21 protein-coding genes are annotated in these 20,164 nt (G+C 71.5%); 8 read left to right on the top strand and 13 right to left on the bottom strand.

Annotated features, from left to right (window positions below):
* Nucleotides 1–8: 8 nt before the first annotated feature.
* Together AC0NZQ_RS21410 and AC0NZQ_RS21405 are read left to right on the top strand one after the other, a co-directional pair.
* Nucleotides 9–1,694 (top strand): Hsp70 family protein, encoded by a 1,686-nt coding sequence (locus tag AC0NZQ_RS21410; RefSeq protein WP_474532146.1) that lies wholly within the window; start codon nucleotides 9–11, stop codon nucleotides 1,692–1,694.
* Nucleotides 1,691–3,727 carry a hypothetical protein gene (locus AC0NZQ_RS21405; protein ID WP_474532145.1) on the top strand — a complete coding sequence of 679 codons (2,037 nt, stop codon included), beginning with the start codon at nucleotides 1,691–1,693 and terminating at the stop codon, nucleotides 3,725–3,727. Before AC0NZQ_RS21410 ends, AC0NZQ_RS21405 begins: the two co-directional genes overlap by 4 nt.
* Here AC0NZQ_RS21405 and AC0NZQ_RS21400 read toward each other — a convergent pair.
* The 4 genes from AC0NZQ_RS21400 to AC0NZQ_RS21385 all read right to left on the bottom strand — a co-directional run bounded on the left by AC0NZQ_RS21400 (nucleotide 3,724) and on the right by AC0NZQ_RS21385 (nucleotide 7,011).
* Nucleotides 3,724–4,428 carry an NPCBM/NEW2 domain-containing protein gene (locus AC0NZQ_RS21400; protein WP_474532144.1) on the bottom strand — a complete coding sequence of 235 codons (705 nt, stop codon included), beginning with the start codon at nucleotides 4,426–4,428 and terminating at the stop codon, nucleotides 3,724–3,726. The genes AC0NZQ_RS21405 and AC0NZQ_RS21400 overlap by 4 nt on opposite strands.
* A gap of 106 nt (nucleotides 4,429–4,534) precedes the next feature.
* Entirely contained in the window at nucleotides 4,535–4,999 is a 465-nt protein-coding gene (locus AC0NZQ_RS21395; protein WP_474532143.1) for a tRNA (cytidine(34)-2'-O)-methyltransferase, read from the bottom strand.
* Nucleotides 5,000–5,071: 72 nt separating this feature from the next.
* Entirely contained in the window at nucleotides 5,072–6,775 is a 1,704-nt protein-coding gene (mctP, locus tag AC0NZQ_RS21390; RefSeq protein WP_474532141.1) for a monocarboxylate uptake permease MctP, read from the bottom strand.
* Nucleotides 6,772–7,011: a DUF3311 domain-containing protein gene (locus AC0NZQ_RS21385; protein ID WP_474532140.1), complete on the bottom strand. Its 240-nt coding sequence runs from the start codon at nucleotides 7,009–7,011 to the stop codon at nucleotides 6,772–6,774. Before AC0NZQ_RS21385 ends, mctP begins: the two co-directional genes overlap by 4 nt.
* A gap of 27 nt (nucleotides 7,012–7,038) precedes the next feature.
* Here AC0NZQ_RS21385 and AC0NZQ_RS21380 point away from each other — a divergent pair, with 27 nt between their 5' ends.
* Entirely contained in the window at nucleotides 7,039–8,556 is a 1,518-nt protein-coding gene (locus AC0NZQ_RS21380) for a sensor histidine kinase (RefSeq protein WP_474532139.1), read from the top strand.
* A 108-nt stretch (nucleotides 8,557–8,664) separates the two neighbouring features.
* On the opposite strand, the gene AC0NZQ_RS21375 is transcribed toward AC0NZQ_RS21380, so the two are convergent.
* Complete coding sequence (locus AC0NZQ_RS21375; protein WP_073386214.1) at nucleotides 8,665–8,916, bottom strand: WhiB family transcriptional regulator; 252 nt, start codon at nucleotides 8,914–8,916, stop codon at nucleotides 8,665–8,667.
* A gap of 227 nt (nucleotides 8,917–9,143) precedes the next feature.
* Nucleotides 9,144–10,100 carry a diacylglycerol/lipid kinase family protein gene (locus tag AC0NZQ_RS21370; protein WP_474532138.1) on the bottom strand — a complete coding sequence of 319 codons (957 nt, stop codon included), beginning with the start codon at nucleotides 10,098–10,100 and terminating at the stop codon, nucleotides 9,144–9,146.
* A gap of 37 nt (nucleotides 10,101–10,137) precedes the next feature.
* Between AC0NZQ_RS21370 and AC0NZQ_RS21365 the strand changes: the two genes are divergently transcribed.
* Nucleotides 10,138–10,578 carry a hypothetical protein gene (locus AC0NZQ_RS21365; RefSeq protein ID WP_474532137.1) on the top strand — a complete coding sequence of 147 codons (441 nt, stop codon included), beginning with the start codon at nucleotides 10,138–10,140 and terminating at the stop codon, nucleotides 10,576–10,578.
* A 25-nt stretch (nucleotides 10,579–10,603) separates the two neighbouring features.
* Here AC0NZQ_RS21365 and AC0NZQ_RS21360 read toward each other — a convergent pair whose 3' ends face one another.
* The 4 genes from AC0NZQ_RS21360 to sodN are packed head-to-tail and all read right to left on the bottom strand — an operon-like array spanning nucleotide 10,604 to nucleotide 12,933.
* Nucleotides 10,604–11,419 carry a SigB/SigF/SigG family RNA polymerase sigma factor gene (locus tag AC0NZQ_RS21360; protein WP_474532136.1) on the bottom strand — a complete coding sequence of 272 codons (816 nt, stop codon included), beginning with the start codon at nucleotides 11,417–11,419 and terminating at the stop codon, nucleotides 10,604–10,606.
* Nucleotides 11,416–11,814 (bottom strand): ATP-binding protein, encoded by a 399-nt coding sequence (locus tag AC0NZQ_RS21355; protein WP_474532135.1) that lies wholly within the window; start codon nucleotides 11,812–11,814, stop codon nucleotides 11,416–11,418. The genes AC0NZQ_RS21360 and AC0NZQ_RS21355 overlap by 4 nt, the downstream gene beginning before the upstream one ends.
* Before the next feature lie 47 nt (nucleotides 11,815–11,861).
* A complete protein-coding gene (locus tag AC0NZQ_RS21350; protein ID WP_474532133.1) occupies nucleotides 11,862–12,509 on the bottom strand; it encodes an acid phosphatase in 648 nt (215 codons plus the stop codon).
* A 19-nt stretch (nucleotides 12,510–12,528) separates the two neighbouring features.
* Nucleotides 12,529–12,933, bottom strand: coding sequence for a superoxide dismutase, Ni (gene sodN / locus AC0NZQ_RS21345; protein WP_474532132.1), 405 nt, complete (start codon nucleotides 12,931–12,933; stop codon nucleotides 12,529–12,531).
* Between the two features lie 132 nt (nucleotides 12,934–13,065).
* Here sodN and AC0NZQ_RS21340 point away from each other — a divergent pair, with 132 nt between their 5' ends.
* Nucleotides 13,066–13,365, top strand: a complete 300-nt coding sequence (locus AC0NZQ_RS21340; RefSeq protein ID WP_474532164.1) for a S24/S26 family peptidase — start codon at nucleotides 13,066–13,068, stop codon at nucleotides 13,363–13,365.
* A 13-nt stretch (nucleotides 13,366–13,378) separates the two neighbouring features.
* Here AC0NZQ_RS21340 and AC0NZQ_RS21335 read toward each other — a convergent pair whose 3' ends face one another.
* Nucleotides 13,379–14,617, bottom strand: coding sequence for a S53 family peptidase (locus AC0NZQ_RS21335; protein WP_474532131.1), 1,239 nt, complete (start codon nucleotides 14,615–14,617; stop codon nucleotides 13,379–13,381).
* 258 nt (nucleotides 14,618–14,875) lie between these two features.
* Here AC0NZQ_RS21335 and AC0NZQ_RS21330 point away from each other — a divergent pair, with 258 nt between their 5' ends.
* Together AC0NZQ_RS21330 and AC0NZQ_RS21325 are read left to right on the top strand one after the other, a co-directional pair.
* Complete coding sequence (locus tag AC0NZQ_RS21330) at nucleotides 14,876–16,054, top strand: NAD(P)-dependent malic enzyme (RefSeq protein WP_474532130.1); 1,179 nt, start codon at nucleotides 14,876–14,878, stop codon at nucleotides 16,052–16,054.
* A gap of 173 nt (nucleotides 16,055–16,227) precedes the next feature.
* Entirely contained in the window at nucleotides 16,228–17,811 is a 1,584-nt protein-coding gene (locus AC0NZQ_RS21325) for a Na+/H+ antiporter (RefSeq protein ID WP_474532129.1), read from the top strand.
* A gap of 17 nt (nucleotides 17,812–17,828) precedes the next feature.
* On the opposite strand, the gene yczR is transcribed toward AC0NZQ_RS21325, so the two are convergent.
* Complete coding sequence (gene yczR / locus AC0NZQ_RS21320; RefSeq protein ID WP_474532128.1) at nucleotides 17,829–19,250, bottom strand: MocR-like transcription factor YczR; 1,422 nt, start codon at nucleotides 19,248–19,250, stop codon at nucleotides 17,829–17,831.
* A 101-nt stretch (nucleotides 19,251–19,351) separates the two neighbouring features.
* Between yczR and yczE the strand changes: the two genes are divergently transcribed.
* Nucleotides 19,352–19,975: a membrane protein YczE gene (gene yczE, locus AC0NZQ_RS21315; protein WP_474532127.1), complete on the top strand. Its 624-nt coding sequence runs from the start codon at nucleotides 19,352–19,354 to the stop codon at nucleotides 19,973–19,975.
* A 3-nt stretch (nucleotides 19,976–19,978) separates the two neighbouring features.
* Here yczE and AC0NZQ_RS21310 read toward each other — a convergent pair whose 3' ends face one another.
* On the bottom strand, nucleotides 19,979–20,155 hold the full coding sequence (locus AC0NZQ_RS21310) for a DUF6104 family protein (RefSeq protein WP_474532126.1): 177 nt from the start codon (nucleotides 20,153–20,155) through the stop codon (nucleotides 19,979–19,981).
* Nucleotides 20,156–20,164 lie beyond the last annotated feature (9 nt).

The raw sequence follows: 20,164 nt of genomic DNA, 5'->3' as shown, positions 1-20,164 counted from the left end.
CTCCGGCGGTGGCCGTCCACGGGATCGATCTCGGTACCACCTGCTCCGCCGTCGCGCGCGTCGATGCCGGCGGCCGTCCCGAGGTGCTCGTGGGCATGACGGGGGAGCCCACCGTGCCGTCGGTGGTGCTCTTCGCCTCGCCGGAGGATTATCTCGTCGGTGAGGGTGCGCGGCGGCAGTCCCGGCTCGACCCGGACCACGTCTGCGCGCTCGTCAAGCGGCGCATGGGCGACAGCGACTGGCGCTTCGTCGCGCACGGCAAGGGCTGGTCGGCCCCGGCGGTCTCGTCGCTGATCCTGAAGTCCCTGGTCGCTGACGCCGAGTTCGGCTCCGGCGAGCGGATCACCTCGGCCGTGATCACCGTCCCGGCCTACTTCGGTGACGAGGAGCGGCGGGCGACGATCCTCGCCGGCACCTACGCCGGCCTGGACGTCGTTGACGTGCTGAGCGAGCCCATCGCGGCGGCGCTGTCGTACGGCTTCGGTCGCCTCGACGGCTCCTTCGGACTGGACAAGAGCGGGGCCTACGAGACGGTCCTGGTCTACGACCTCGGTGGCGGCACCTTCGACGCGACCGTCATCGAGCTGGCCGACCGCCGGATCTCGGTCCTGGCGGTGGACGGCGACCACCAGCTCGGCGGCGCGGACTGGGACGAGCGGATCTGCCTGCACCTGTCGCGGCGGTTCTGCGAGGAGAACCCGGAGGCCGAGGATCCGCTCGACGACTCGACCGGCGGACAGGAGCTCGTCCTCGCCGCCGAACGGGCCAAACGGGAGCTCTCCGAGCGGGAGAGCACCGAGGTGGTCGTCGCGCACGACGGCGCCCGCTCGACCATCACCCTCACCCGAGCCGAGGTCGAGGAGATGACGGCTTCGCTGCTGCGCCGCACCCTGGACCTCACGACCGCCTGCCTGGCCGCCTCCGAGCGCCGCGGGGTCGGCCGGGTGAACCGGGTGCTGATGGTCGGTGGCTCGTCTCGGATGCCGATGGTCGGTCGGGCGCTGCGCGACGAGCTGGGCATCGAGCCGGAGCTGCACGACCCGGACCTCGCGGTGGCCAAGGGCGCGGCGCTCTTCGGGGCCAAGAAGGATCTCGAACGTCTCGTCGCGGCCGACCTCGTGACCCGTGGTCGGCTCGGCGACGGCGCGCCGCTCGAACACGCCCATCCCGACGAGCTGGACGCCGCCTGCCGTCGCGCCGCCGACGCACTCGGCCTGCCGCTGGCGCAGGTGCGGCGCTCCATCGAGATCCGGGTCGACACCGTCGTCTCGCGCGGCTTCGGCGTCCTCGCCGCGAACTCGATGACCGGTGAGTTGGAACCGGTCTGGCTGGTGCACCGCAACGACCGCTTGCCGATCCGGGCGCAGCGCTCCTTCGGCACGGTCCGCCCCGACCAAGACGCCATCGAACTGCGCATCGTGGAGCAGCAGAGCCAGGCCGAGTCCCGCCAGCTGCGCGACGTGAAGCTGCTGGTGGCCGGCTCCATCGACGGCATCCCGCCCGGTTACGAGGCCGGCAGCGAGGTTCAGGTGACCTTCGACATGGGCTTCGACGGGGTGCTCACCGTCTACGCCTTCCACGTCCAGGCGGGACTGCCGCTGACGCTCACCGCCCAGACCGGCGCCACGCTCTCCCAGGCCGAGGTCGCGCGCGAGCGCGAGCAGCTGCAGCGCACGCGGCGGCGCGAGACGTGAGCGTCGGCTTCGACGCCAACGGCTACCGCAAACGGGTGCTCGCCGCGGTGGCCAGGCGCGGGGGTCCCGAGGCGTCGGATGCCTTCGAGCTCTACGACCTGCCGCTCGACGGTGCCGAGCGCCTCCCGGACGCGGCCGTCGCCGAACAGGTCGCGGCGGTGTGGGCGTTCTGGCAGCGGCACCGCGACCACCCCAAGTACGGCACACTCACCGGACTGCTCGTCGAGTCCCATCAGGAGCGCAGCGCTCCGCTGCTCGACCGGCGCCAACGTGCCTCGCTGGCGGTCCGGGTGCGGGCGGAGCGGGCGCGGCGCGAGGAGGAGCGCTACGAGCTGCTCGACCAGGCGGTGAGCCGGCTCGTCGACCGGCACGGCGGGATCCCGCGCGACAAGATTGCCGGTCTCGTCGAGATCGGTGCGCTCGGTGGACTCGATGCCGAGCAGGTGCAGGCGCGGCTGCGCCGGTACCGGGTGATCGATGCGGCCCCGGCCGCGGTACCGGCGCCGAACCGCGAACCGGCGGTCAGCGACCACCGGCGCCGGCAGGTGCGCGACCTGCTCGACGAGTTCGGCCGGCTGCAGGAGGCCCCACCACCGGCGACGCTCTTCGCCCTGCTCGGCCTGGACCCGACGGCGACCCCCGGCGAGATCACCCACCGCGCCGAGGCCTGGCGCGCCCGCGCCCGGGAACTGCCGCCGAGCCGGATGCGTGCCGTCGCCGACGAGCTGCTGGTGCTGGTGCGCGAGCTGCTGGAGTCCGGCGGCCAGGTGCGGGACGGCTACCTCGACGCCGTGGTCCTGGACGTCACCGACCGACTGCGGCCGCGGGTGCGCGCGGCCGTCCTGGTGGAGGACCGGCTCGTCGCCGACGATCACGAGCACCTGGTGACCGAGGCCGTCGAGCTCGGCCTGGACTGGGACCGCGCCCGCAGGACGGTCGCCGGCATCGCCGACGAGCTGGGCGTCGCGGCCGAGCCGTTCGGTGGCGCTGCCCCGCCCCGACCACGGCGCGTCGAGCCGGAGCCGCCCGCGACCCGGCCCTGGGAGCAGCCGTTACGCGACGCGCGTAAGGCGTTGCGCTCCGGACGGCTGCTCGAGGCCCGGCGGTTGGTCGCCCATGCCGCGGCTGCTGCCGTCCGCGACCCGGCCGGGCAGACGCCGGTGCGCGCGGTCGCCGACGAGATCGAGGCCGCGATCGGCGAGGCCGAGCTGCGCTGGCGGGCTGCCGCGACGGCGATCGGGGCCCGGCGCTTCGCCGAGGCCGTCGAGCACCTCGAACACCTCTGCCGCGCAGCCGTCGACGTCCCTAGCCCGGGCGGTGTGGGGCAGGCCGAGCTCGAGCTCGACCGTGCCCGTCGCGAGGTCGCCGCCGCCGACGAGCTGGTCGCGGGCGCTGCGGCCTCCCCGGACCCGGCCGGCGCACTGCTCGCCGTCCTGGAGCGCTGGCCCGAGCATCCCGCCGCGGTGGCCGCTCTGGCCGCAATCCCGCTCCACCCGCCCCGTGGCGTCAAGGCGCATCGCGACCGCGGCGGCACCGTCATCGTCAGCTGGCAGGCCTCGGCCACGGCCGGCGTCGGCTACCGCGTCAGCCGGGTCCTGCCGGACGGCACCACCAAGGTCGTCGGGCGTACCCCGGCCTGCGTCGTGGAGGATGGCGGGGCCGGCTCCTCCGGACCGCTGCCGGACTACGTCGTCGTCGCCACCCGCGCGGGGGACACCTCCGCCGAGGCACGCACCGGGCTCGCGCCGGCCCCGGCTGCACCGGTCACACCGCCGGCGCCGCTCGCCGCCCCGGCCGACCTCGTCGCCAGCCGTCGTCGTGACGGCGGCGTGCTCGTCTCCTGGACCGGACCGGCGGGTGCCGAGTTCAAGGTGTCGCGCCGGGTCGGCGACGGCCGCTGGCAGGTCGTCGGCCGCACCCGGGCGACGTCCCTGGAGGACGGCGGCGCCCCGCTCACCGGCCCACTCCCGACCTACGCCGTCACCGCCTTCCGTGACGGCGCCGTCTCGGCGGAGACGGTCTCGGCGGGTTAGCTCGTGAGGGTCAACGATCCCCAGTCGAAAACGGTTATTCCGCTGTTCCCACAGGAGACCCTTGGAGCCTTGGGGTCATTGATAAACAGTCGGATTCGGTAGGCGTCCGAGACGTCGACATCAAGAGGGTATGTCTCGCCGGGTGACAGGCGTCCAGATTTGTCCGGAGTCGCGGCTCGATTGAGATACACACGCCATTCGATGGGTCCCGAACCCACAGACTGATCGTCGATCCCCAAGGTCCCGGTCAGCTTCTGAAAGTGCGCGGGAATGGAGTAATCGTATGTTACGTCGCCACTGTAGTCGGATTGGCAATTAGCTTTCGCTTGCAGGGAATGTGGAAGGATGTTGCCGCGCAGCGTTGCCGTTGCGTCGTCATCCATGATTCCGCCCGACGAGTCCACGTAGTCAGCAACTTCGGTGAAGTTCTCCTTGCCGGCTGTCGGGACGCCCGGTTCGCCTTCCACCGTGGACGTGGTAGATGAGGTTGCTTTCGGGAGCGGCGATGGTGGTTTCGCTGTCACCGTCGCCGTGGTCGTCGCAGTAGTGGTGACGGTCGGCGCAGAGATGACGTTACTCAGCACAGGAGTCGTACGGCCGAGGATGATGCCCAGAAATGTTAAGACAGCCGCCACGACGACGGCGCCGGCCCCAATCCAGGCGACGCGGAGTTGCGTAGCATGATCGTTTGAACTACTCACGTTGGCCCCCGGTCCGCGAAAGGTCCGAGCATACTCACGCCGCCTTCGTTCGCATCGCGACCTCGGTGACGTTTGGTCGAGTGAAGGTGCCACACGTTTTGAGTCGTCAGTTGGGCGTCGCGAACCCCAGCTGCCGCCACGCCTCATAGGTGGCGACGGCCGCAGAGTTCGAGAGGTTGAGGGAACGTCGTCCCGGCAGCATCGGGATGCGGACCCGGTCGGTGAGATGAGGGTCGGCCAGGACCTCAGGGGCCAGCCCGGTCGGTTCCGGGCCGAACATCAGCACGTCCCCGGCCCGGTAGTCGATGTCGGCGTACGACGTCGTCCCGGAGGTGGTGAAGGCGAAGACGCGCGCCGGCAGCACCGCCGTCCACAGTGCGGCGAGGTCGGCGTGGACGGTGACGGTGGCGAGGTCGTGGTAGTCCAGGCCGGCCCGCCGCAGCTGGGCGTCGGTCATGGTGAACCCCAGCGGCTCGACCAGGTGCAGGTGGGCGCCGGTGGCCGCGACCATCCGGATCGCGTTGCCGGTGTTCGGCGGGATGCGCGGCTCGACGAAGACGACGTGGAACATGGTTCCTCCCGGGATACGCCACGATTCGGGAGCGCTGGTCCCGCTGGGCGGGATCAGCGCTCCCGAATCGGGTCAGTTGGCGAGCTCGGCGGCGACGACGGGGGAGGCCTTGTCCGAGTAGTAGTCGTCCGGGTGCGTCTGGTCCGTCCCGGCCGGCGCCTTCACTGCCCGCAGGACGAAGGTCAGCAGCACGACGACGAGGATGTTGATCACCAGCGCGGTGACGCCGATGTAGACCTTCGTGTGCGTGAAGGGGATCTCGGCGATGGAGGCGCCGAAGTGCCGGACGCCGTCCACAGTGGTGACGGGCTTGCCGTCCACGATCTTGGTCGTTGCGTTCGGCACCTTCTGCAGGTACGCCTCGACCGTGCCGTAGGCCATCCCGGCGGCCCAGCCGGCCAGCAGAGCCCACCGGTGGAACCACCGGGTGTAGAGCCCGGCCACGATGGCGACGAGCGTCTGCAGGATCCACACCCCGCCGAGCAGCTGCATGTTGATGGCGTTCTGCTTGTCCAGCCCGAGCACGAACAGCAGCGCGCCGAACTTCACCAGGATAGAGACGATCTTGGAAACCCGGGCCTCCTGCTTCGGTGTCGCATCCCGCTTGAGGAACTCGCGGAAGATGTTGCGGGTGAAGAGGTTGGCCGCCGCGATGGACATGATCGCCGCCGGCACGAGCGCACCGATGGCGATCGCGGCGAAGGCGACGCCGGCGAACCACGACGGGAAGACGGCCTGGAAGAAGTGTGGCACGGCCAGCTGCGCGTTGACCGTCCCGTCGGAGCCGACGATGTTCATCTTCCCCGCGCCGACGAGCTGGATGGCGGCGAAGCCGAGCAGGGCGAGCAGCGCGAGCATCAGCGAGTACGCCGGCAGGATGGCGGTGTTACGGCGGATGACCGAGCGCGTCTTGCTCGACAGCACGGCCGTCATCGAGTGCGGGTACATGAACAGCGCGAGCGCCGAGCCGAAGGCGAGCGTGCCGTAGGCCCAGTACGTCGCCTCGCCCGTGACGAAGGTGCCGGTCGGCGCCCCGGTGGCCGGCGAGGGTGTCTCCATCTTCGTCTTCGCGGCCGCGAACATGTCACTGAAGCCGATCTGGCTGGCGACGTAGATGATCGCGACGACGATGACGACGTAGATCAACGTGTCCTTGACGAAGGCGATCAGCGCCGGCGCCCGCAGGCCGGAGGAGTAGGTGTAGGCGGCGAGGACTGCGAAGGCGACGATGAGCGGCAGGTCGCGGACGAACTCGTTGGACGATCCGCCGAGGCCCATGGTGTCGAAGACGGCCTGGATGCCGACCAGCTGCAGCGCGATGTAGGGCATCGTGGCGAGGATGCCGGTCACGGCGACGGCCAGGGCGAGGCCGCGGCTGTCGTAGCGGCCGCGCACGAAGTCTGCCGGGGTCACGTAGTCGCGCTTCTGCGCGACGCTCCACAGCCGCGGCAGGAAGACGAAGACAATGGGGTACGCGACGATCGTGTACGGCACCGCGAAGAAGCCCGTGACGGCGCCGGTGGCGTACATGGCGGCCGGGACGGCCACGAAGGTGTACGCGGTGTAGAGGTCACCCCCGAGCAGGAACCAGGTGACGATGGTGCCGAAGCCGCGGCCGCCCAGGCCCCACTCCTCGAGGCTGTCCATCGAGTCGGCCTTGCGCCACCGGACGGCGACGAAGCCACCCGCCGTCACGACGACGAAGAAGAAGATCACGACCGCGAGCTCGACGGTGTTGACCCCGCCGCCGGCGGCGAGCAGCGCCGGCGCGCTCACCGCTGCCGCCGCGCGCGCTTGATGATGGCGTAGGCCGCGTAGGTCAGGATCGGCGTCAGCAGCACCCAGAGCAGCTGATACCAGTAGAAGAAGGGCCAGCCGCCGATCGTGGGTGTCTCCCGCGAGTAGAGCGGCACGGCCGCCAGCGCGACGCACGGGATCAGCAGCAGGACACCGACGGCGACGGCGGCACCGGTGGACAGGCGCGGGGGTCGCCCGTTTTGTGACTCGGACATGGGCGGGACCTTAGTAGGCTGCCCGTGATGTCCGCGCTCACTGACACCCTCGCCGTCCGAACCAGTCTGGACGACGCGCAGGTCGACCACATCGCTCGGCTGGTGGGGGAGTGGCAGCTGCTCGCCGACCTCGCCTTCGCCGATCTGCTGCTCTGGGTGCCGGTCGCGGTCCCCTCGGCCGAGGCCGGCTCGGTGCCCGGCTTCCTCTGCGTCGCGCAGTGCCGCCCCACCACCGGTCCGACGGCCTACCAGCACGACCAGGTCGGCGTCGTGCTGCAGGGCAACCGCGTCGCGCCGCTGCGCATCGCCTGGGCCGAGTCGCGCATCTTCCGCGAGGTGGACCCCGACTGGGACGGTGACCTGCCGATCCGTCGTGAGGCCATCCCGGTCCGCTTCGGCGACGAGGTCATCGCGGTGATCGGCCGCGACGCCAACCTCGCCAGCGTCCGCACCCCCAGCCAGCTGGAGCTGGTCTACCTGCAGAGTGCGGCGGATCTGGCCGGCATGGTCGCCGACGGGACCTTCCCGGCGCCGGACGACGTCCCGGCCGAGGAGGGATCGGGCCCGCGCGTCGGTGACGGCCTCGTCCGCCTGGAACCGGACGGCACCATCATCTACGCCAGCCCCAACGCGCTCTCGGCGTTCAGCCGCCTGGGTGTGACGGGCCCGGTGCTCTCGGAGCCCATCGACGCCCTCACCAGCTCCGTCGCCGACGACCCCTTCGACGCCAGCGACCTGGCCGGCGCCGTGGCCGAGGCCATCGACGGCGGCCACCCGGCCAGTATCGAGGTCGAGGCGCAGGGCGCGACCATCCTGTTCCGGGCGTGGCCGCTGCGGCCGCGAGGCGAGACGCTCGGTGCGCTGCTGCTGATGCAGGACGTCACCGAGTTGCGCCGGCGGGATCGCCAGATCATGAGCAAGGACGCCACGATCCGCGAGATCCACCACCGCGTGAAGAACAACCTGCAGACGGTGGCCGCGCTGCTCCGGCTCCAGGCGCGCCGGGTCTCCGTCCCGGAGGCTCGGACGGCGCTGGAGGAGTCGATGCGGCGGGTCCAGTCCATCGCTCTCGTCCACGAGACGCTCTCGGTCTCGGTGGACGAGGCGGTCGACTTCGACGAGATCGTCGACCGGCTCCTCACCATGCTCGCCGACGTCATGGGCTCCGAGCAGCGGGTCACGGGCCGTCGGGACGGAAGCTTCGGCGACATCCCCGCAGCGGTCGCGACCCCACTGGTGCTGGTGCTGACCGAGCTGGTCCAGAACGCCATCGAGCATGCCTTCCCCGGCGACGCCGAGGGGACGGTCACGGTGCTGGCCGAGCGGCGCCGAGGTGTGCTCGCGGTGATCATCCGCGACGACGGGGTGGGGCTGCCCGAGGGCTTCTCCGGCGCCAAGTCCGACCGGCTGGGCCTGCAGATCGTCAACACCCTGGTCTCGGCCGAGCTCGGCGGCGAGGTCGCCTACCGGGCCAGCGAGGCCGGCCGGGGTACCGACGCTGTCGTCGAGGTGCCGCTCACCGCCCGCCGGCGCCGCGACGGCTGACCGCCTCCGGCTGACCGCAGGCTGACCGCCGCAGGCGCCGCCACAAACGAACACGCGCCGTCGACGGGGACGGCGCGTGTGGCGTGCCCCGACCTGCGGGGCGTGGGGTCAGGCGAGCCGGGCGCGGGCGCGGGCGTTACGACGCTTGAGCGCGCGGCGCTCGTCTTCGCTCAAACCGCCCCAGACGCCGGCGTCCTGGCCGGACTCGAGCGCCCACGTCAAGCAGTCCTGGATGACCGGGCAGCGTCGGCACACAGCCTTCGCCTGCTCGATCTGCAGTATCGCGGGCCCGGTGTTCCCGATCGGGAAGAACAGCTCGGGATCCTCGTCACGGCATATCGCGCGGTGCCGCCAGTCCATCAGTCTTTCTCTCCTCACTCGGCGCGGTGGGGGCACATTCGCCCGCTGACCACGCTTGTGAATCCTTTCACGAGCTCTGGCACGGTTCAAGGAGCGGCGATGCACATCACCGGCTCGTGTCTCAGTCAGAACGCCGTGGTGGCAGGGATTCGGCCTGTCCTCCGACTCCGGGCGACGGTACGCGTGATCGACGGGCGGGTCGAGTCTTCTGCACGACGAAGGCGAAATTAATCCGACAATTCGGGTGGGGACACCACGACTCGGATCGCATTCGGGACCGACCGGAAGGTCACCTTGTCGCGGAAGCTCAGGGCGTCGCCGTCCACCTGGAAGGGCATGGGCTCGTCGGCGAGGACGGTGATGTGGTCGAGGTCATGCAGGCTGTGGGCCCCGAAACGCCCCACGCGAGGCCGGTTTCCCGAGAGTCGCGCCATGCTGACCAGCACGCCCAAGGTCCGCATCCGTCTCCTGGCGTAGACGCCGAGGCCCGAGCTGAAGGTGACCTCGGGGGTGGGCCGTAGCGGCCGGTTGCCGACGTAGGTCCAGGGGTCGGCGTTGGTGACGACGATGAAGTGGATGTCGTCCCAGCGGGTCCCGTCCGGCAGCTCGACCGACAGGTGCGGGTGCCGGCGGTCGGACTTGAAGAACTCCGCCACGCCGACGCGGCTGTAGAGCAGGTGTGTGGAGCGCTTGCCCTTGCGGCGCATCCGCTCCACGCCGTGGACGATGGCCGCGTCGAAGCCGATGCCGGCGGCGAAGCAGAAGTAGCGCTCCTCGCCGCTGGCCATGCTGGCCAGTCCCATGCTGACCGAGCGTGTCGTCCCGGCACGAAGCCCCTCCAGCAGCGAGCCGGTCGCCTCGATGCGGTCGTTCGGCAGGCCCAGGGCGCGGACGAAGACATTCGTCGATCCGGCCGGGACGATCCCGAGCGCCGGGACACCGTCGTGCACCCCGTCGGTCAGCAGCCCGTTGATCACCTCGTTGACGGTGCCGTCGCCACCGAGCGCGACGACGGCGTCGACGCCGGCGCGCATGGCCCGGCAGGCAAGTGCGGCCGCGTGCCCGCGATTGGCGGTCTCGGCCACCTCGAGCTCGGCGTCGCTGGCCAGGGCATGGGCGAGGACGTCGCGTTCACGACCGCTCATCGCGGTGGCGCGGGGATTAGTGACGACGAGGACTCGCACGCTCGCCCACACTACTGACGCCGTTAGGCTGGGTGCCGTGGACGATCGCTCGGCGGCCTCGCAGCCGGACCTTCCGGACACCGGTCCCGGCCGCGCCGTCCCGCAGCAGGTCCGGGCCGCCTGCGGCATCCTCGCCCTGGAGGGACTCGCGCTCGTCGGTGCCGGGCTCTTCCTCGTCTACGGCGCTGTCTTCGAGCACCCGCACGGTGTGCTGCGCCCACTGCTCGCGGCCGTGATGGCCTTCGCCGGAGCAGCCGCGCTGGTCGCCGGGGCTCGTGGTCTGCTGCGCCTCAGCTCCGGCGCCCGCTCGCCCATGGTCGTGCTGCAGGTACTGGCCCTGCCGGTCGGCTACAGCCTGGTCGTCGACGCCGGACGGGTCGGCTGGGGCGGCCCGATCGTCATCGCCGCCGTGGCCGTGATCTACCTGCTCTTCACGCCGCCGGCCCGTGAGGTGCTGGACCGCGCCCCACTGGACTAGCTGGTCTGCCGGACGACCGCGCCGCTCAGCTCTTGCGGCGCCGGGGCTCGGTCGGCGGCTCCGGCGCGCCCAGGCTCTCGCGCAGCCGCCGCAGACCGCGGGCGACGAGCCGCGAGACCTGCATCTGCGATACCCCGACGATGGCGGCGATCTCGGTCTGCGTCTTGTTGGCGATGAAGCGCAGCAGCAGGATCTCGCGCTCGGCCTCGGGCAGGTTCGCGATGACCTTGCGCAGCATCGCGCGCTGTTCGACCTGCTCGAAACCCTCGTCGGTGATGCCGAGCATGGGGTGCTCGGGGACGCTCTCGCCGGGTGCGGCGAGGACGTCGATCGGCACGCCGGAGTAAGCGCGTGCGGCGTCGAGCGCCTCGAGCACCGTCTCCTCGTCCACCTCGATGCGCGCCGAGATCTCCTTGACCGTCGGGGCGCGGCCGAGCTCCTGGCTGAGGTCGGCCCGGGCCGAGTTAAGGGTGGTCTGCAGCTCCTGCGCGCGGCGCGGCACGTGGATCAGCCAGCCGGTGTCACGGAAGTGCCGCTTGATCTCACCCAGGATGGTGGGGGTCGCGTAGGTCGAGAACTCGAGCTTGCGTTCCGGGTCGAAGCGGTCGATGGCCTTGATCAACCCGATGGCACCGACCTGGACCAGGTCGTTCATCGGCTCGTTGCGGCCGGAGAAACGGCGCGCCAGGTAGACGACGAGGGGCATGTGCTGCTCGACGAGCTGGTCGCGCAGCGACTGCCGGCGAGGGCTGTCCTCGGGGAGGTCGTGGAGCTCGGCGAGCAGGCGGGCTGCCTCGCCGTGATCACGACTCGCCCGCGCGGGCTTCTTGGGTGAGGTCACCGCGGGGCGCGCTTCTTGACGACGGAGATGGTGAGGCGCTGCGGGGCGGGCTCGACGGCGATCTCGGTGGCGAGCGCACCGAGAACAGTCCAGGCGAAGCCGTTGCGGTCGGGCTCGGCCGTGTCGGAGGTCGCCACGCTGGTGTGGACGCGCAGCACGCCGCTGCCGACCTCGAAACGGGCGTCCAGGGTGGCGGCGGCGGTCGCGTGCGGCAGCAGCAGGGCGCAGGCCTCGTCCACGGCCAGGCGCAGGTCCTCGATGTCGTCGATGGTGAGATCGCAGCGTGAGGCCAGGCTGGCGGCAGTGAGGCGCAGGGTGGACACGTAGACCACGTCGGCGGGCGTGCGCACCTCGACGATGTCGACGTCAGTACCCACCTGGTCCGGGGTCGTCATGGGTGTCCTCGGTTCTGTCTCGCGTTCGGGGAGTCGGCGGTGCCGGCTCAGGTCGGGTTGGGAAGGTTCCAATGTCGCAGCGTAGGGGTCGCGTGCTGGGCCCCGAGCAGCGACGGTGCCGCGGTGTCGAGCAGCAGGTTCGCGCCGCCGCGGATCGGCATGCCGATCCAGCGCGCGCCGAGCGCCCGACTGAAGTGGCCGTGGCCGACCAGGACCACCGGGCCGTCGGCCAGCCGGGGCAGGACCCGGTGCAGCAGCCGGTCGGCGCGCTCGCGGACGTCGGCCATGGACTCGCCGCCGGGACAGCCGTGGGTCCAGACGGTCCAGTCCGGCACCGTCTCGTGAATCTGGGCCGAGGTCAGCCCCTCGTAGTCGCCGTAGTCCCACTCGGCGAGGTCCTCGGTGTACTCGTCGACCCGCAGGCCGGCCAGCTCGGCGGTGTCGCGGGCCCGCTGTCGCGGGCTGCAGAGCACCAGCGCCGGCTCGACGCCGGCGAGCGTGTCGCGGACGGCCGCGGCCTGTCGGCGGCCCCGCTCGGTGAGGGGGATGTCGCTCGCGCCGGTGTGCTGGCCGGAGACGGACCACTCCGTCTCGCCGTGGCGGACGAGCCAGAGCTGCAGGTCGTCGGCCAGCCGGGTGCCGGCGGGCACGACGAAGGCCGGCTCCTCGACGGAGCCGGCCTTCGCGTCGCTCATGCTGCGGTGCCGTGGGTGATCAGGCGGCGTTCTTCGTCTCCCAGAAGATGGTGTCGATCTCCTTGATGTAGTCGAGGAGCTTCTGCCCCTCGGCCGGGTCGACCTCGCCCTTGCCGCCGGCAGCGCCAGCCGCCTTGGTGGCCTTGTTGAAGAGCTCGTGCAGCTGCGGGTACTTCTCGAAGTGCGGCGGCTTGAAGTAGTCGGTCCAGAGCACCCAGAGGTGGTGCTTGACCAGCTCGGCGCGCTGCTCCTTGATGATCAGCGCACGGGTGCGGAAGACCGGGTCCTCGTTGCCCTGGTACTTCTCCATGATGGCCTTGACCGACTCGGCCTCGATGCGGGCCTGAGCGGGGTCGTAGACGCCGCACGGCAGGTCGCAGTGGGCGTAGGCAACGGTGGCGGGGGTGCTTCGGAACAAGCGCATGGGTGTGGCTCCTCCAGCGAATAGACGACAGGGCCGGGACGATGTCGACCTTACTCATGGCACCATCCCCGACCGGAGGCGTGGCAAAACGTGGAACTGCCCTGGCTGCGGGTCGTGGTGTCCGGACCGTCGATGGTCCCGACGCTGCGTCACGGTGACGTGCTGCTCGTCCGCCGCGCTCCGGCGGCGGTGCGCGCCGGCGACGTCGTGCTCGCGCGCTTCCGCGACCTGCCGGACCGTCTCGTGGTGAAGCGGGCGGTCCGACCCGTCGACGGTGGCTGGTGGCTGGCCTCGGACAACCCCTTCGCCGGCGGGGACAGCGAGGCGCACGGTGCCGCGGACGTCGTCGGTCGGGTGACCTACGTGCTCGGCCCCGGCCGGCCGCGCCGGATGGGGCGCGGCCGACCGGGGCCGGGAGACGTGCGGGACTAGCTGAGCGGACGGACTAGAAGGCGTACGTGCCGTTCGGCGTGCCGAGGCCGGTGGGGCCGTCCCAGCCGGAGCCGGAGGTGCACCAGACGGCCGGCGAGCAGCTGCCGTTGCTGCCGGAGGTCACGTCGTTGAGGCCGCTGGTGTGGGACCAGGTGTAGCTGGCCGGGTAGCCGGAGAGGTTGCCACCCTGCGCGTAGACGCTGGCGACGAACGGCGCCGAGGCGCTGGTGCCGCCGTAGACCTGCCAGCCCGAGGAACCCTGGTAGGCGGTCGAGTCGTAGACCGCGACGCCGGTGTTGGGGTCGGCCACCGAGGAGACGTCGGCGTTGGCCTTGCCCGAGCACTGCGTGGCGCTGGTCTGCCAGCTGGGCTTCGAGTTGTAGGTGGAGCAGCCGCTGCCGGCACCGCTCCACGCCGACTCGCTCCAGCCGCGCGAGTTCGAGGACTTGGTCAGGCTGGTGCCGCCGACGGCGACAACCGAGTCGTAGCTGGCCGGGGACTCGACGCCGTAGCCGTCGTCACCAGTGGAGGCGGTGATGGCGATGCCGGGGTGGTCGTAGGCCGACGAGGCCGACGAGTCGCTGCCGCCGTAGCTGTTGCTGATCGCGGCCACGCCCTGCTTGGCCGCGTAGTTCACGGCCGTGCCGAGGTTCGAGAACGACGCCGAGTTGGCCTCGACGAGCAGGATCTTGCAGTCGGGGCAGGCCGCCGAGACCATGTCGAGGTCCAGGCTGATCTCGGTCGCCCAGCCGGCGTCCGTGCTCGGCAGGCTCGTGGTGCTGCCGGTCTGGCTGACCTTCTTGAAGCAGCCGTTGCTGGTGGTGCAGGACGGCAGGCCGTACTGCGAGCGGTAGACGCCGAGGTCCTTCTCCGCCGTCGGGTCGTTGTAGGCGTCGACGATGGCCACGGTCTTGCCGCCGGAGCTGGCCGAGCCGAGGTTGTAGGCCGAGCGCAGGTCCGACGGTCCGTAACCGGCCGGAGCGGCCAGGGCGACCGGGTCACCCTTGGAGTCGGTGACGACCCGGGCGAAGCACGAGGCGTGACCGACCTTGACGTGCGTGGCGCAGGTGCGCTCGTTGCCGTGGGCGCGAGCCTTGAACTGTGCGACCGCGGCGCTCCGAGCTGCAGCGGACGCCGGGGTCGGCGTGGCCGGTGCGGGAGTCGCGGTGGCCGGCGCGGAGAGGGCAGCGGCGGTTGCCGCAGTGCTCAGCGCCAGGGTGGCGGCGAGGATGTAACGCCTGGGACGGGACATGGGTGACGGGCCTCCGGTTCGTGAACCTAAGAGTCATTGATGAATGCAGCGAATACTGCCCTTCCGGACATTTGCCGTCTAGATGGAAACCGCGACATTTTTCGGGGCACGTTGGCGATCTCTCAGGTAGCACCGGGCGCCCTGGTTTTCGGCCTCGTGACAGACTGGGGAGGCAGGGCGAACCCCGGCACCGCAACCGTCAGCCGCTCTCACCGGAGCAGGCGCCGCAGTCACCGATCAGCGAAGCAGGAGCAGGACGTGGGGTTCGATCCGCAGAGTGCGGTGTTCGTCGCGCACGAGGGCGGCAAGCTGGCGCTCTCCAGCACGATGCCGCTCGTCGACCGCGAGTCGTTGTCGCTCGCCTACACGCCGGGCGTGGCGGAGGTGTGCACGGCCATCGCCGAGGACGAGTCGCGTGCTCGCGACTACACCTGGCGTTCGCGGCTGGTCGCGGTGGTGAGCGACGGGACGGCGGTGCTGGGGCTGGGCAACATCGGAGCCGCCGCGTCGCTGCCGGTCATGGAGGGCAAGGCAGCTCTCTTCAGCGAGTTCGCCGGCCTCAACTCGGTGCCCATCGTGCTCTCCACCACCGACGTGGACGAGATCGTCGAGACGGTGGAGCGCATCGCGCCCTCCTTCGGTGGCATCAACCTCGAGGACATCTCGGCACCGCGTTGCTTCGAGATCGAAGCCAGGCTGCGCGAACGGCTCTCCATCCCGGTCTTCCACGACGACCAGCACGGCACCGCCATCGTCACGCTCGCGGCGCTGCGCAATGCCGCCACCGTCACCGGACGGACGCTGGGCGACCTGCGGGTCGTCGTCTCCGGAGCCGGTGCGGCGGGCGTCGCCTGCACCAAGATCCTGCTCGCGGCGGGCATCGGCGACATCGCCGTCGCCGACTCGAAGGGCATCGTCCACGGCGGACGGGAGAACCTCTCGTCGGTGAAGGCCGAGCTGGCGCGGCTCACCAACAAGGCCGGGCTCACCGGTTCGTTGGAGGAGGCTCTGGCCGGCGCGGACGTCTTCCTGGGCCTGAGCGCCGGCCGGGTGGGCGAGGCCGCCGTCGCCACCATGGCCTCGGACGCGATCATCTTCGCCCTCGCCAATCCCGACCCCGAGGTCGACCCCGAGGTTGCGCACCGGCACGCCGCCATCGTCGCCACCGGACGCAGCGACTACCCGAACCAGATCAACAACGTCCTGGCCTTCCCCGGTGTCTTCGCCGGCGCCTTCGACGCGCACGCCACCGCCATCACCGAGAACATGAAGCTCGCCGCCGCCGAGGCGCTGAGCGGGGTCGTCGCCGAAGCGCTCACGCCCGACTACATCGTCCCGACACCGTTCGACGCGCGGGTGGCTCCGGCGGTCCGGCAGGCCGTCGCGGCACAGGCCGTGACCGACGGCGTCAGCGCGCTCGCCCCTGTCGGGAGCTGACCCAGCGGCTGCGCTGGTCCGTCCGCTGCGCTGGCCCGCCCGCGCACGGCGGGGGCGCGTACGGACCGGGGGCGTACGGACCGGGGGCGTACGGACCGGGGGCGTACGGACGGGTGTCGGTCGGGAGCGAGTGGGTGCGATCGGGAATGCGAGCAGCCCGCACCTGGTAGTACATGACCGTGCTGGGTCTCGAGATGGTGGTGGTGCTGGGCATCGCGCTGCTGCTGGCCGGTCTGCTGGCGCGGCGCTTCCCGGTCGCGCCGGCGCTGCTGCTGCTCGCCATCGGAGTAGCGGCCGGCTTCGTGCCGGAGTTCCGCCGCGCCGAACTGCCCCCGGAGGTGGTGCTGCTGGTCTTCCTGCCGGCGCTGCTCTACTGGGAGAGCCTGACCACCTCGCTGCGCGAGATCCGCAACAACCTGCGCGCGGTTATGCTGGCGAGCACCGCCCTCGTCGTGGCCACCGCCGGCGCGGTGGCGACCGTGGCCCACCTGCTCGGCATGCCGTGGGGACCGGCCTGGGTGCTCGGTGCCGCCGTCGCCCCCACCGACGCCACGGCGGTCGGCGTCCTGGCCCGGGCGCTGCCCCGCCGGACGGTGACGGTGCTGCGCGCCGAGAGCCTCGTCAACGACGGCACCGCCCTGGTCGTCTACGGCCTCGCCGTCGGAGTCACGGTCGGCACCGAACAGCTGGACACGCTGCACGTCTCCTGGCTGATCGTCCTCTCCTACGGCGGCGGGGCGCTCGCCGGAGCGCTCGTCGGGGTGATCAGCTGGCAGCTGCGACAGCGGATGGACGACCCCATCCTGGAGAACATCGCGATCCTGGTGACGCCCTTCGCGGCCTTCCTGCTCGCCGAGTCCATCCACGCCTCCGGGGTGCTCGCCGTCGTCGTCTGCGGCCTGATGATGAGCCAGGTGTCACCGCGCATCACCGGTGCCGCCGCGCGACAGCAGATGTCCGGCTTCTGGGTGCTGGCCACCACGGTGCTGAGCAGCGCGCTCTTCGTCCTCGTCGGCCTCGAGGCCCACACCGCCGCGCTGGACCTCACCAGCGTCTCGCCCGGACGCGCGCTGGCCTACGTCCTGGCGGTGACGGGCGTGGTGATCGGCGTCCGGTGGGCGTGGCTGTACACGACGCCCTACCTGATCCGCATGATCGACCGCCGTCCGCAGCAGCGGCTGCGCCGGGTCGGTGCCCGAGCCCGGACGGTCAACGCCGTCGCCGGCTTCCGCGGTGCCGTCTCGCTCGCCGCGGCCCTGGCCGTACCGAAGGAGCTCGACAACGGCCTGCCCTTCCCGGACCGTGACCTCATCGTCGTCGTCACCTCCGGCGTCATCGTCCTGACGCTGCTGCAGGCGGTGGTGCTGCCCGCGGTGGTCCGCTTCGCCCGCCTGCCCGACGACACCTCGGTCGCCGAGGAGCGCCGGCTGGCCGAGACCCGGACGACCGAGGCCGCCTTCGAGGCGCTGGACGAGCTCGCCGCCGACCTCGGCAGCGAGCAGCGCGTGGTCGAGCGGGTGCGCCGCGAGATGGAGAAGCGCCGCAAGCTGCTGGCCGCCGACGGTGGCAGCGAGGACCCGATCGTCGTCCACGACGACCAGTACACGGCGCTGCGGCTGGCGCTGCTGGGCCACAAGCGGGCCACGCTGCTCGCGCTGCGGGACGATCAGCTGATCGACGACATCGTGTTGCGGCAGGTGCAGGCCGGCCTGGACATCGAGGAGGTCCGGCTCTCGCGCTCGGCCGTCATCGAGTAGCACCCGAGCGGAGAGGCTCAGGCCACGACCAGCGGCCCCGGACGGCCGGTCCCCGACCCCAGCTCGCGCCACGCCGCGCCGAGCCGGGCCACCGCCTCCTGCAGCCGCGGGACGGGCTGCGTGAAGGGCAACCGCAGGAATCGTTCGAAGCTGCCGTCCAGGCCGAAGCGAGGGCCCGGCACCAGGATGACGCCGGACCGCTCGGCGAGGGCCGCCAGCGGGGTGGCGAGCGGGGCGTCGAGCTCGACCCAGAGCCCCAGGCCGCCCCGCGGAGCCACGCTGCGCCAGCCGGGCAGCTCGTCGGCGAGCGCGTCGCGCAGCGCGGCACAGTTGCCCCGAAGCTCCGCTCGCCGCTCGGCGGCGATCTCGTCCAGCGACGCCAGCAGCCGGGCGGCCAGCAGCTGCTCGAGCACGGGGCCGCCGATGTCGATCGTGCTCCGCAGCGCCGCGAGACGGTTCACCATGTCGGTGGCGGCCCGGACCCAGCCGATGCGCAGGCCGCCCCAGACCGACTTCGACAGCGACCCGAGCGTGATCACGCCGGCGTCGTGGGTCGCCGTCGGCGCGGGGGGATCGACGTCGAAGCCGAGCTCGACGAAGGTCTCGTCGACCACCACGGTGGTGCCGGTGCGTCGGGTCCGGCGCAGCAGCTCCCGGCGTTCGGCGTCAGTGGCCAGCGCCCCGGTGGGGTTGTGGAAGTCCGGCGTGAGGTACGCCAGCCGCGGCGTGCGGTGTCGCAGCACGGAGTCCCACTGCTCGCCGAGCCAGGCGGCCTCGGCCTCGATCGGGGCCGCGGCGACGCGCCCACCGTTCTGGGTGATCGCCGCCAGTGCGGCCGGGTAGTTCGGGACCTCGGTGAGGACGTGGTCGCCGGGGGAGAGCAGCAGCCGGAGGACGAGGTCCAGCGCATGCAGGGACCCGTTGGTGACGAGGATCTGATCCGGCCGTGTCGGCAGGCCGCGCCGCTCGAAGCGCCGGGCGATCGCCGCCCGCAGCTCGGGCAGGCCCGCGGGCTCGTAGCCGATGTCGTGCAGATGGGGGCCGAGATCATCGGCGGCGGCCACCGCAGCGCCGGCCAGGGCCGCGGGCGCACCGGGAAACATGGCCATGGAGAGGTCGATCGGGTCCGCCGCGGCCGGCCCGACGTGCCATCCGGCGGCGGTGCGCGGCCGCGCCCCGGCGGGGACGCGGACGAAGCTGCCCGCCCCCGTGCGGCTGTCGAGCAGGCCATCGGCGCGGAGTTGGTCGTACGCCGCCGTCACCGTCGCCCGGCTCCGGCCAAGAGCGGCAGCCAAATCGCGCTCGCTCGGCAACCGCGTCCCCACCGGGATACGGCCGTCGACGACGAGCCGTCCCAACGCCGTGGCGAGCACGGCGTACGCGGCGCCCGGCGCGGCACTGCCGTCCGGGAGCAGACGTGCCAGGGCCGTACCACTCACTCGCGCAGCGGAGACCACGGCTGCGATCATGCCACACGACCAGACCATTGTCAGCGCAATTGGACCGGTTATTGGAGGTCCTGCTGTGTCAGAGTGGTCCGGTGATCCTCACCCGACGATTGGTCCAGCTCTACGTGGGGCTCGGGCTCTATGGCTTCTCGTGCGCGCTCTTCGTCCGCTCCGGCCTGGGCCTCGACCCGTGGGACGTCCTGCACCAGGGCGTCAGCGAGCGGCTCGGACTGGCCATCGGGACGATCACCATCCTCGTGAGCGGGATTGTGCTGCTGTTCTGGATCCCGCTGCGGCAGTGGCCGGGTCTCGGGACCGTGAGCAACGCGCTGCTCGTGGGCTTCGCCCTGAACGTGAGCCTGGACGTCCTGCCCGGTGAGGCACCGCTCCCGGTTCGGATCGGCGAGCTCCTCGGCGGCATCGTCCTGCTCGGGGCCGCGACGGGCATGTACATCGGGGCCGGCTTCGGTCCCGGGCCACGGGACGGGCTGATGACGGGACTGGCCCGCCGCACCGGTCGCTCGATCCGGCTGGTGCGCACCGGGATCGAGCTGACGGTGCTCGCCGTCGGCTTCTGCCTCGGCGGCACGGTCGGCCTCGGCACGCTGCTCTTCGCCTTCGGCATCGGACCGATCACGCAGTTCTTCCTGCCGCGCTTCGACCTGCGGCCGTCGGTCGAGCCCGCCGCCGAGCTCACACCGGTCGAGGCCTGCTGAGGCTCACTCGTCGTCCTCGTCGTCTCGCGCCAACCAGGTGGCGAGTCGGTCGATCGCCGTCTCGAACTCGGGGTGCGCGTCGACGAAGGCCTGCAGACGGTCGCCGAGCCACTCGACGTCCACCTGCTCGCCCTCGCGCCGCGCGACCAGCTCCTCGATGCCGCGGTCGGTGAAGTACATCCGCTCGCC

This window comes from Jatrophihabitans sp. sgz311053 (genome assembly GCF_056135305.1).
Note: the sequence above shows the minus strand (reverse complement) of the source record. Positions and strands in the feature narration are given on the sequence as shown.